General features: G+C 39.2%; 9 protein-coding genes. 4 read left to right on the plus strand and 5 right to left on the minus strand.

What is annotated here, in order from left to right:
* Positions 1–2: 2 nt before the first annotated feature.
* On the plus strand, positions 3–407 hold the full coding sequence (locus A9970_RS13025) for a DUF5606 domain-containing protein (RefSeq protein ID WP_075993972.1): 405 nt from the start codon (positions 3–5) through the stop codon (positions 405–407).
* A 67-nt stretch (positions 408–474) separates the two neighbouring features.
* On the opposite strand, the gene A9970_RS13030 is transcribed toward A9970_RS13025, so the two are convergent.
* From A9970_RS13030 to guaB, 5 genes are all read right to left on the minus strand, one after another.
* A complete protein-coding gene (locus tag A9970_RS13030) occupies positions 475–1,407 on the minus strand; it encodes a hypothetical protein (RefSeq protein ID WP_182982598.1) in 933 nt (310 codons plus the stop codon).
* Between the two features lie 128 nt (positions 1,408–1,535).
* The gene (murA, locus tag A9970_RS13035; protein ID WP_182982599.1) at positions 1,536–2,861 is read right to left on the minus strand and encodes a UDP-N-acetylglucosamine 1-carboxyvinyltransferase; all 1,326 of its coding nucleotides are present in this window, start codon (positions 2,859–2,861) and stop codon (positions 1,536–1,538) included.
* Positions 2,862–3,072: 211 nt separating this feature from the next.
* Positions 3,073–3,927, minus strand: a complete 855-nt coding sequence (locus A9970_RS13040; protein ID WP_182982600.1) for a DUF4290 domain-containing protein — start codon at positions 3,925–3,927, stop codon at positions 3,073–3,075.
* A 53-nt stretch (positions 3,928–3,980) separates the two neighbouring features.
* Complete coding sequence (locus tag A9970_RS13045) at positions 3,981–6,260, minus strand: ATP-dependent helicase (RefSeq protein ID WP_182982601.1); 2,280 nt, start codon at positions 6,258–6,260, stop codon at positions 3,981–3,983.
* 143 nt (positions 6,261–6,403) lie between these two features.
* Positions 6,404–7,879, minus strand: coding sequence for an IMP dehydrogenase (gene guaB, locus A9970_RS13050; protein ID WP_153847707.1), 1,476 nt, complete (start codon positions 7,877–7,879; stop codon positions 6,404–6,406).
* Between the two features lie 224 nt (positions 7,880–8,103).
* On the opposite strand from guaB, the gene A9970_RS13055 reads away from it, so the two are divergent.
* The 3 genes from A9970_RS13055 (at position 8,104) to A9970_RS13065 (ending at position 12,370) form a co-directional block, all read left to right on the plus strand.
* The gene (locus A9970_RS13055) at positions 8,104–8,577 is read left to right on the plus strand and encodes a hypothetical protein (RefSeq protein ID WP_070565992.1); all 474 of its coding nucleotides are present in this window, start codon (positions 8,104–8,106) and stop codon (positions 8,575–8,577) included.
* A gap of 259 nt (positions 8,578–8,836) precedes the next feature.
* Positions 8,837–11,818: a protein translocase subunit SecDF gene (gene secDF, locus A9970_RS13060; RefSeq protein WP_159731315.1), complete on the plus strand. Its 2,982-nt coding sequence runs from the start codon at positions 8,837–8,839 to the stop codon at positions 11,816–11,818.
* A gap of 114 nt (positions 11,819–11,932) precedes the next feature.
* Positions 11,933–12,370, plus strand: a complete 438-nt coding sequence (locus A9970_RS13065; protein WP_070565996.1) for a MarR family winged helix-turn-helix transcriptional regulator — start codon at positions 11,933–11,935, stop codon at positions 12,368–12,370.
* Position 12,371 lies beyond the last annotated feature (1 nt).

Raw genomic sequence — 12,371 nt, forward strand, 5'->3', positions numbered from 1 at the left:
AAATGAATTTAAGAGCATTAGTATCCGTAACTGGTAAACCAGGATTGTTCAAATTGGTTGGACAAAATAAAGGTGGTTTTATTTTAGAAACCCTTGATCAGGCAAAAATCAAAACTGTAGTAAGTTTATCTTCTACAAAAATGGCGACTTTGGAAGATATCACAATCTATGGTGAAGAAGAAGAAATTCGTCTATTGAATATTTTTGAAACAATCAAAGAGAAAGGCATCGCTCTGCCAGATACAAAATCTGATGGCGCAACATTAAGAGATTTCTTCCGTGAAGTAGCTCCTGGCCATGATGAATCACGTGTTTATTCTTCGGATATTAAAAAGGTTATCACATGGTATAACATTATCAAGGAATTTCCTTTATTTGAAGAAGAAGCACCGGCTCCTTTAATGTAAACTTTGACATATATCCCAAATAAAAAAGGAGTTGATCATGTGATCAACTCCTTTTTTATGGTGTTTTCTAATGAAACACCACATCAAGTACTTTTTTTTCGATGTTGTTTTGATCCTTGGCCCCGTCAAGCTTAGCATGTGCTTTTGCTACCTCAAATTCTTTGGGTTCAAATTGCTTTTCGACGACAGCTGTGGTTGTAAAACGCAATAGGGAATTTTCATCCGCATTGAGATAGGCATCAATTTCAAGAATTCCTTCGTTTTCATCAAACACATAAGGATGCAGCAGATTGATTCCTTTCGGAATCCGTGGGCTCTTCCAAACGACAAATTTAGGGAGTGTCTTATCCATTGCATCAATTTTATTGTAAATGGCCTGCTGACAGGTAATTCCGGCAATTACTTTTGTTTTTCCGGTCTTATCGATCATATACTCTTTGGGATTTATTCGTATCTGCACCTTCGCCAATCCATTAAGTTTCCCTTCTGGATAGTTCAGTCCTACATTGATAGCAGCGTTGTCGCTATTTGCCAAAAAAAACTCGCCTGAACCTTTGCTATAATTCACATAATTTTCCAAGCGGTACGTCAGGCCCTCAGCATCAGATTTCGCTTGTTGTTGATCGAATTTAATTTCCATCTTACGTAAAGGAGCAAGCATCAGCTCCATACGCTGCAGAGGATTTTCAAGATCAAAGCTATCTTTCTTCATTTGTTCCGCCTGGGGTAGTGTGGATATTGCTTTCCACAATGCAGCAGGTGAACTATCTTTGGTAAGATTCATCAACCTGATTAGTTCAGCAAAAGGCATATTGGGAAAAGTAACTTTTTGTACGATTACCGCAGCATTGATCCGTTTAGAAGAGCGGATATCCGTTGTTGTATTTGATTCTTCATGTAGCTTAACCTCTTTAGGTGTAGAGGATTGACAATTGTGAAAAAGAAGTACTATGCCTAATAATGGGAAAACTAAGGCGTACTTTTTTAGATATTTTTTCATATCTATAGCTGTTTAAATGTAGTTTAGACAAATTTACCTTATTTGATGCAGATATCACAAAAAAAGCCCCAGAATTTGTATCCGGGGCTCCTTTTATCTTGCGCTAGCACATAGGCTAGTCGCTTTAATTAATGACCTTTTGGTTCGGCATCGATACGTCTAATATCTGCTCCTAATTTACGCAAGCGTTCTTCGATATCTTGATAGCCACGTTCAATCTGTTCGATATTGTGTATCACAGATTTTCCTTTGGCAGATAGCGCTGCAATCAATAGAGACACCCCGGCACGAATATCTGGCGAAGTCATCTCAATACCTCTCAGGTGGTGTGATTTATTCAGTCCAATAACGGTTGCACGGTGTGGGTCGCACAAGATAATCTGAGCTCCCATATCAATCAATTTGTCCACGAAGAACAAACGGCTCTCGAACATTTTTTGATGAATCAATACATTTCCTTTTGCCTGAGTCGCCACAACAAGCACTATACTTAATAAATCGGGCGTAAAACCTGGCCAAGGTGCATCTGAAATCGTCAGAATAGATCCATCAATAAATGTATCGATTTCATACGATTCTTGTGCCGGAATAAAAATATCATCACCACGTAATTCAAACTTGATGCCTAAGCGTGAAAATACAGATGGAATAACGCCAAGTTCTTCGAAACAGACGTCTTTAATGGTGATTTCTGAACCTGTCATTGCGGCAAGTCCGATGAAAGAACCTATTTCAATCATATCAGGCAACATGCGGTGTGAAGTTCCTCCCAGACGCTCTACTCCTTCGATGGTCAACAAATTAGATCCAATACCGGATATTTTAGCACCCATGCGATTCAACATCTTACATAGTTGTTGTAAATACGGCTCACAAGCAGCGTTGTATATCGTTGTTGTCCCTTTTGCCAATACAGCAGCCATCACGATATTCGCAGTACCCGTTACAGAAGCTTCGTCCAAAAGGATATAACTTCCTTTTAACTCCGTTGCATCAACGTTAAAAAAATGGGTAGTCGCATCGTACACAAACTTAGCACCCAATTTTTCAAAGCCCAAAAAGTGTGTATCCAATCGTCTACGTCCGATTTTATCCCCCCCCGGTTTCGGAATAGCGGCTTTTCCGAATCGAGCCAACAAAGGGCCGACAATCATGATAGAGCCACGCAATCCACCGCCTTTTTCTTTAAATTCGGGTGATTGGAAATAGTCTATATTTATATCTTTAGCTTCAAAAACGTATGTGTCCTTATCTATGCGATTAATTTTAACACCTAAAGCAGCCAATAAATCGATCAACTTATTGACATCCTTAATATCTGGGATATTACTGATGGTCATAGGTTCTTCTGTCAGTAAAACTGCAGAAAGGATCTGTAAGGCCTCATTTTTTGCTCCTTGAGGAATAATCTCTCCCTTTAACGGTTTTCCACCGATTATTTCAAATGCGTTCATTTATATATAAGTGATATCTTCTTAGTATCATATCCCTGTTTTTGTATTTGCATTGGGATATTTAGCCTTCCCCCTAACATACAAAGATGGAAGGCCAAAGAACCATGCTACCCATTAAAGCAGTGCGGTTCTTAAAAAAAAGAAGGCAATTGTAAAGAAATCTGTTAATCACTTCGCAATTGCCTGCTTCTTTAAACAAAATCTTTAAGAACTAGCCTCGTTTATTATTATAATTACCCTGAGGCTTTCTGTTTCTATTATTGTTGTTGTCCCTTCCGTAACTATTATTGTTATTGTTGTCCCTTCCGTAACTATTATTGTTATTGTTGTCCCTTCCGTAGCTGTTATTGTTACTTCCGTAGTTATTGCGCTTCGTATTATTGTTATTGTTACTTGTCATACGAGGCTTGCCTCCACCTTTCGACTGGTGACCCGAATTATTATTGTTATTGTTATTATTTCCGCCTGAATTACTATTAGCCGGACCTTTAACACGATTTCCCGGAGGCGGGGTTTTAAAGTCAAGTTTGGTCAATACGGTACCTTCTGGCAAGGTCAATTGATAACCTGATAACTCTTTTAGATCTTGGATGATCAACTCGTCCGAAACAGAATCCTTATTCCAGGTCAGGTAAGCCATTTTCATAAAATTGGCGATACCGATAACCATCTGCTCTCTTTTGGCTTCGTCATTAGCCAATAAAGCCCTTTCAATCATTTTCTCTACGGTAAAACCATAGTGCTTGAATCTAATGGAATGCTGCGGATAGCCCAAATGCTCAACTTCGTGTTTCACACTTTTCGCTGTAGCAATTGGATAAGGCGAGTCAATATCCAATTTAAAATCAGAAATAATCTGTAGGTGATCCCACAGTTTATGTTTAAAATCAGACACGTCTCTCAAATGTGGGTTCAATACCCCCATCATATCGATTACAATCTGCGCATGTTTATTTCTTTCTTCCTTTGTGGGTAAAGTACAGATGTAATCTACCATATTTTGCACATTGCGACCATATTCTGCAAGGATCAATTTTGGTCTAGTGCTGTTGTAGTCAAAGTCCATATAGCTAATATAAGTACCTAATTAAACGATCAAGATGCCGTTTTGGTATTTTATTATTGAATTATTCTAAGTTTTGCAAATTTAAGCAACAATTGTTTCTGTCCCAACTCTTTAAAGAAAATAGTTGCTTTTATATCTCCTTTGTTTCCTTCGAGATTAACAACTTTCCCAAATCCAAAGCGTTCATGCTCAACTTCCATGCCGACTTGAAGATTTGATGTATCTGAAGGAGCAAAACCCGCAGTAGGTTTGTGGGCTTTCGGCAGTATTGATGTCGTTTTAACCATAGGCTTAGGCTTAGGTTTAGAAAACGTATCATCACTGTCCTTTTGTTGCCATGCAATTCGTTCGCCTTGAAAACTTCCGGCTGAGGCAGAAGTTTGTCGTGGTTTAAAATCCAATGCAAGACATGCCGGATTCAATTCATCCAAGAAGCGACTGGGTTCGCAGTTATTCAGCGTTCCCCAACGATATCGCGAAGTAGCATACGAAAGTAGTAATTTTTTTTCAGCTCTCGTAACAGCGACATAAAAAAGTCTTCGTTCCTCTTCCAATTCCGACCTGGAATTCAACGACAACTGGGAAGGAAATAGGTTTTCTTCTAAGCCTACAATGAAAACGATCGGAAATTCCAATCCTTTAGAAGAGTGAATGGTCATCAATGATACAGTATCAGCATTTGGATCTTTATCATTATCGTCGTTTGTCAACAGGGCGATATCCTGCATATAGACATCAAGTCCACGCTCTTCGATATCTTCCCGTTCCGAAAATTCCTTGATCCCATTGAGGAGTTCCTGGATATTTTCGTAACGTGCCAATCCCTCCACAGATTTGTCTTCATACAATTCTTTCAGAATACCACAGTGCTGCGCGATATGCATTGCTGTATCAAATGCGTTATTGTTTTTGGCAAGAGCCTGAAAACTCTGTATCATCTGTGCAAAACCACCGACAGAAGTTGCACTACGTCCGTCTAGAAACTGGGCTGCATTTGCAACAACATCCCATATACGGTATTGATTCTGATCTGCAGCGATCATTATCTTCTCTATCGTCGTATCCCCTATCCCTCTACGTGGATAATTGATAACACGCTTTAGTGCTTCCTCATCATTTGGGTTGAAGGTGAGTCTGAAATACGCGATCAGATCTTTAATTTCTTTGCGTTGATAGAAAGAAGTACCACCGTATATTTTATAGGGGATATTAATTTTGCGTAAGGCCTCCTCCATTGCCCTGGATTGGGCGTTGGTACGATACAGAATAGCAAAATCTTTATAATTAAGCCCTTTTAACGATTTCTCTTCAATGATCTGGTCGGCAACGATCTTACCTTCTTCATTGTCAGAGAAAGCACGTGAAACCTTGATCTTTTCGCCCTCTTCATTATCCGAGAAAACATTTTTTTCCAATTGATTCTGATTATTCGCAATCACCGAATTGGCTGCATTCACGATCATTTTAGTCGATCGATAATTCTGCTCCAGTTTAAAGATCTTCACATCAGGATAATCCTTTTGGAAATTCAGGATGTTCTGAATATTTGCACCACGAAATGCATAGATCGATTGTGCATCATCCCCTACCACGCAGATATTTTCGTTGACTCCTGCCAGGCGTTTGACAATAAGGTATTGAGAGAAGTTGGTATCCTGGTACTCATCGACCATCAGATAACGAAATTGATGCTGGTATTTATGCAGTACCTCTGGATGCTTATTTAACAAGACATTTGTTTTAAACAAGAGGTCATCAAAATCCATTGCCCCAGCACGGTAACAGCGTTGTGCATAGGTCATATAAATCTGTCCCAATTGACCACGACCATTGGAAATATCTTCGGCCAATATGGCTTCATTCTTATTATATTCCTGCGGTGAAATCAGGTTGTTTTTTGCCTGTGAGATACGTCCGTACACATGATTGACATTATACAGCTTATCATCGAGATTCATTTCCTTTAAAATTGCTCGCAGCAAACTTTTGGTATCGTCCGTATCGTAGATGGTAAAGTTCCTGGGATAACCGATCAATTCTGCTTCGACACGGAGTATTTTTGCAAATACCGAGTGGAATGTGCCCATCCAAATATTTTTCGCTTCGCTCCCAACAACAGAAACGATACGTGCGCGCATCTCTTTGGCGGCCTTGTTGGTAAATGTTAATACCAAGATATTGAATGGATCAACACCTTTTCGAATCAAGTGTGCTACACGATAGGTAATTACCCGTGTTTTTCCTGAACCAGCTCCCGCAACAATCATCACAGGACCTTCTGTTTGCTCTACGGCTCCTCGTTGTGAAGGGTTTAAACCCGCTAAATAATCCAAATTAACTCCTTAAATTTTAAAACCTGAGAATAGGGTATAAAAGTACAAATTTCCTATTGATCACTGGGGCTATCTTGCTAATATTTTTACACAAAAAAAACCGATAATCAAGATTATCGGTTTTTATATCATCCAAGCAACATCTAGCCTCTGCTGTTATAATTTGGTGATTCCTTTGTAATGGAAATATTATGTGGATGGGACTCTCTCAACCCTGCTCCTGTAATACGGACAAACTGTGCTTCCTGTAATTTTTCAATTGTTGCAGCACCACAGTATCCCATAGAAGCGCGTAATCCGCCAATATATTGATAAACGACCTCAGCCAATGTACCTTTGTAAGGAACACGACCAACAATACCTTCAGGAACCAATTTTTTGATATCATCTTCTACGTCTTGGAAATAACGATCTTTAGATCCTTTTTCCATGGCTTCGATTGAGCCCATACCGCGGTAAGATTTAAACTTACGTCCTTCATAGATAATTGTTTCGCCTGGAGCTTCTTCCACACCAGCGAATAAAGATCCAGCCATAATTGTGCTTGCTCCGGCTGCAATTGCTTTTGCAATATCACCTGTTTGTTTGATACCACCATCTGCAATCAATGGCACGCCAGTTCCTTTAAGTGCTTTGGCAACTTCATATACAGCATAAAGCTGAGGAACACCGACACCAGCAATAATTCGGGTTGTACAAATTGAGCCAGGTCCGATACCTACTTTTACGGCATCTGCACCTGCTTCAGCCAAAGCTGTTGCTGCTGCACCTGTCGCAATATTTCCAACGATTACCTGTAGCTCAGGGAACTGCGATTTCACCAATTTCAACTTATCGATTACACCTTTAGAATGCCCGTGTGCCGTATCGATTGTGACCACATCCACACCTGCTTTCACCAAAGCCTCAACGCGGTCAAGGGTATCTGGAGTAACGCCTACTGCCGCACCAACCAATAAACGGCCATGACTATCTTTGGCAGCATTGGGGTAATGCTTATATTTTTGGATATCTTTAAAGGTAATCAAGCCTTTCAAAATACCTTCTTCATTGACTACTGGAAGTTTTTCGATTTTTTCGTTCTGAAGAATTTCTTCCGCTTTCACCAAATCCGTTCCTTCGGGAGCAACGACAAGATTTTCCTTAGTCATCAACTCGTTGATTGGACGGCTCATATCTTTTTGGAAACGAAGATCACGATTCGTTACAATACCGACCAATTGACCTTGTTCGTTCACAACAGGAATCCCACCGATTTTGTGTTCCTTCATAATATTGAAGGCATCACCCACAGTTGCTGTTGCCAATAACGTTACTGGATCCTGAATCATACCGCTCTCCGAACGTTTTACTTTGCGTACTTCAGCAGCTTGTTCTGCAATCGTCATGTTCTTATGTAACATACCAATACCGCCAGCTTGTGCAATCGCAATCGCCAAATCAGCACCGGTTACCGTATCCATTGCTGCAGAAACCAATGGAATATTTAATTTGATTTTTTTTGTTAGCGAAGTGCTCGTATCAACGTCACGGGGTAAAATTTCAGAATAAGCTGGAATTAATAAGACGTCGTCGTAAGTGAGACCTTCTGCTACGAATTTTTGTGGATCTAATTGCATGGCAAATATGTATTGGGTTTTCTATTTGCCAGGCAAATTTAAGAAAAATAAGCAATAATAAAAAATAAAAGATACAAATTACAATCGGAAGACAAATTAGAACCGTTATGAATTAAGCATTCACTTAGGGTACGTCCCAGCCTTTATCATTTTTTGGCAGGCTATTTGCTTTTGGTAACACGAAAAGTTATTTTAATTAATGAAAATATAAAGATAAGATAATTATGAAAAAGACATTACTCTCATTAGCTGCCGTCGCAGCATTAGCATTTGGCGCACAGGAAGCGAAAGCTCAGTCTCCATTTAGATCAGCGATAGGTGTTGTATTCGATGGTACAACAACTGACTTATGGGGTGTTCAATATAAGCAATCTTTTGGTGGCGCCAACATGGGGCAAGCACAAGTGATGTTTGACGACCATGTTGTTGCTGTAGGTGCTGATTACCAATATGCAAGACCTTTCCAGGGCGTTAATGGTTTGGGATGGTATGCAGGTGTTGGTGCACAATTGACTTTTATTGACGTAGGTGATAACATTACAAACGTGGCCTTGCGCCCTCAATTAGGTTTGGAATTTAAAATTCCAGTTGCTCCGATTGCGTTCCACGCAGACTGGAAACCCGACTGGAGATTGAACCACAACAGTGATTTTGATGCATCAACATTCTCGTTTGGTATCAAATATACATTGAAGTAATATAAAACAACTAAACAGTATAAAAGGTCCTTCTCTATTTTGAGCAGGACCTTTTTTTATAAATAAAATCAATAAATATTTCTTTTTTTCTTCAATTCTCCTATTTTTATGCCATTGACCTGATTGGCGTAAATAAAACTTTTCATTCTACAAAAATTTTATACCTTTGCCATTCTTGGTAAAATGTGATTAAACGAGAACTAATTATCAATTACATAAACAGTATTTAACATTAAAATTAATACAATTATAACAGACGATGCAAGGTAAAGGGCTGATTAAACTTTTAGTGATAGTGGTGTCATTAGCGTGTCTATACTCCCTATCATTTACTTGGGTGACCCGCAATGTGGAACGAGATGCTGAGAATTTTGCCAAAGGAGATTTGGCGAAAGAGAAAAGCTATCTCGACTCAATGGCCGGTGAAGTAGTGTACAATTTAGGTTTTGCAAAATACACCTATCGGGAAGCCAAAGCAAATGAACTCGCTTTGGGATTGGATTTGAAAGGTGGTATGAACGTGACAATGGAAATCTCATTGGACGAATTGATCCGCAATTTGGCGAACAATCCAAAAGATGAGAAATTCAACAAAGCGTTGGAGCAAGCAGTGGTAAAAAGCAAAACGAGTGCAAAAACAGTCGTTGCTTTATTTATGGAAGAGTACAAATCCATCGGTGCTACAACTCCACTTTCGACATTCTTTTCAACAAAAGATAATGCTGCTCTAATTAAACCTGGTGATTCAGACTCCAAAGTTGAATCATTCCTTCAAAAAGAAGCAGACAATGCTATCCAAAATTCATACAAAGTACTTCGTACACGTATCGACAAATTTGGCGTTGCATCTCCAAACATTCAAATTCAACAAGGTACAAACCGTATTTTGATCGAATTACCTGGTGTGAAAGATGAAAGCCGTGTTCGTAACCTATTACAAGGTTCGGCTAAATTGGAATTCTACGAAACATATACAAACCAGGAAGTTTATCCAATACTGGAAAATATCGATAAAACTTTAGCATCAACGTTAAAAGCTGCTCCAGCTGCTACGACAAATGCTGCTGCAGATACGAGCAAAAAATCAGATGATTTATTGTCTAATCTAACCGGTGGTAAAAAAGATGCTAAGAAAGACAGTGCTGCTGTAAATCTAGGTCAGAAAAACCCATTATTTGAAGTATTACGTCCAGCTGTTTATATGGGCGAGAACCAACAAATGGCACTTATGCCAGGTTCAATGGTCGGTATTGCTTCATTAAAAGATACGGCAAAAGTAAATGCTTACTTGCAACGTCCTGAGGTGAAATCAATCCTTCCAGGAAACTTAAAGCTTTTATGGGCTGTTAAACCTGAACAAAAAACACCTGAGCAATTATCATTATATGCAATTAAGGGGTCTGGACAGGACAATGGTGCTGTATTGACAGGTGATGTGGTCACTGACGCAACAGCAAACTTTGATGAGAAAAATCAACCTGTGGTTGGTATGCAAATGAACAGTGAAGGCGCTCATCAATGGAAGAAAATTACAGCAAAAGCAGCTCAAAACAGAGATGCAATTGCTATCGTGCTTGATAATGTAGTTTATTCTGCTCCTTCTGTAAACGGTGAAATTCCAAATGGTAGCTCATCAATCTCTGGATCTTTTACGGTAGAAGATACCAAAGATTTAGCAAACGTATTGAAGGCAGGTCGTCTTCCGACAACTGCTAAAATCGTTGAAGAAGCCGTTGTTGGTCCTACTTTAGGTCAAGCTGCCATTGACGCCGGTGTAAATTCTGCTGTTATCGGTATTATCGTTGTAATGATCTTTATGATCGCTTACTACAATACTGCGGGTATCGTAGCGAACATCGCGGTATTGTTAAACGTATTTATCATTATGGGGGTATTGGCATCCTTAAATGCTGTACTGACCCTACCTGGTATTGCCGGTATCGTATTGACAATGGGTACTGCTGTCGATGCAAACGTTTTGATTTATGAACGTATCCGTGAAGAACTAGGCTTAGGAAAATCGATCCGTCAGGCTGTTGCCGATGGTTACAAACATGCTTTACCGTCCATCCTGGATTCGCAGATCACAACCTTCTTAATTGGTATTATCCTATTTTTATTTGGTAGTGGTCCGATCTTAGGTTTCGCAACAACGTTAATGGTGGGTATTATTACTTCATTGTTTACTGCGATCTTAGTTACACGTGTCATCTTTGAATGGATGTTGGCGAAAGATTTCAAAATCAAAGTCTCTTTCCCTTGGTCTGCAAACACTCTGCATAACGCAAACTTCAAATTCGTGCAGAAACGTAAAATCTTTTACGCGATTTCAATCGTTGCTGTGTTAATTTCTGCTGCATCAATTTTCACAAAAGGATTCAGTTTAGGTGTGGATTTCCAAGGTGGACGTACTTATACTGTTCGCTATGATAAACCTGTGGACTTAGAAGCTGTGCGTACAAACTTGGATGATATCTTCAAGAAAACAACAGAGGTAAAAGTATTCGGTGCAGCCAATCAATTGCGTATTACAACAACTTACCATATTGAAGAAACTTCGGATACTGCCGATAAAGAAGTATTGGACAAATTAAACCAAGGTTTATCGAAAGTAGATGCATCCAATAAACATGAGATTCTTTCGTCTCAAAAAGTTGGACCAAGTATCGCTACTGACATCAAATCCAGAGCAACCAGCTCAGCAATTTTCTCTATCATCATTGTTGCAGCTTACATCTTGATCCGTTTCCATAAATGGGAATATTCAGTTGGAGCAGCTATTGCAACAATTCACGATGCGATTATTTTATTGGGATTATTCTCTATCTTGGATGGTATCGTACCATTCTCACTTGATATTGACCAACACTTTGTAGCAGCGATATTAACTGTAATTGCTTACTCGGTGAATGATACAGTGGTTGTATTTGACCGTTTACGTGAATTCGTATCGAAACCAAATGCACATAATGAAGATCTTGGTGATGTCGTAAACCATGCGATCAACTCGACATTAAGTAGAACAATTATCACATCATTGACAATCGTATTTGTTCTTGCTGTATTGTTTATCTTTGGTGGTGAAGTTATCCGTGGATTCTCATTCGCGATCTTAATCGGTGTTATCGTAGGTACATATTCATCTATTATCTTAGCTGCACCTTCAGTATATGACTTACGTAAAGGAAAGCATTTGGCAGAAGGTAATACTGCTAAAAAAGCTGAAGTCGTAAGACCATAATAGCTGATATTGATAAAATAAAAAAGGGCGTTCGAATGAACGCCCTTTTTTATTGCATTCAAATTACTTGTCACACTAAATATTTTAAATATATTTGTTGTACTAAATATTTGTATGCTAAACGAAAAATTTGACCGCTACTCTTTCATCTTGGACCAAACAGCCAAGAAAGTAAAACAGTTCGCCCAATCTTCTTTTGCCGAGAAAGGATTTGATATTACTGTAGACCAATGGACCATTTTAAAGGCTTTGTACGAAACAGATCAACTCTCACAAAAAGAACTGGCCAAGCGCTGCGGAAAAGACCAGCCCACACTGACACGGATCGTAGATATCCTCCTTAAGAAAAACCTGGCTGAGCGGATCACTGACGAAACAGACCGTCGGAGTCTCTACCTCCATTTGACAGAAGAAGGAAAATTGAAAGTAGCATCGCTTACGCCAATTGTTACGGAGATTCGCATGAAGGCCTGGGAAAATCTAGCAGACGAAGATTTCGAAGCTTTCACAAGGATTTTGAATACAATATATAACAATTTAAATATAGAATAGC

The organism is Sphingobacterium sp. UME9 (genome assembly GCF_014170215.1).
In the GTDB taxonomy this organism is placed as follows: Bacteria; Bacteroidota; Bacteroidia; order Sphingobacteriales; family Sphingobacteriaceae; genus Sphingobacterium; species Sphingobacterium paramultivorum.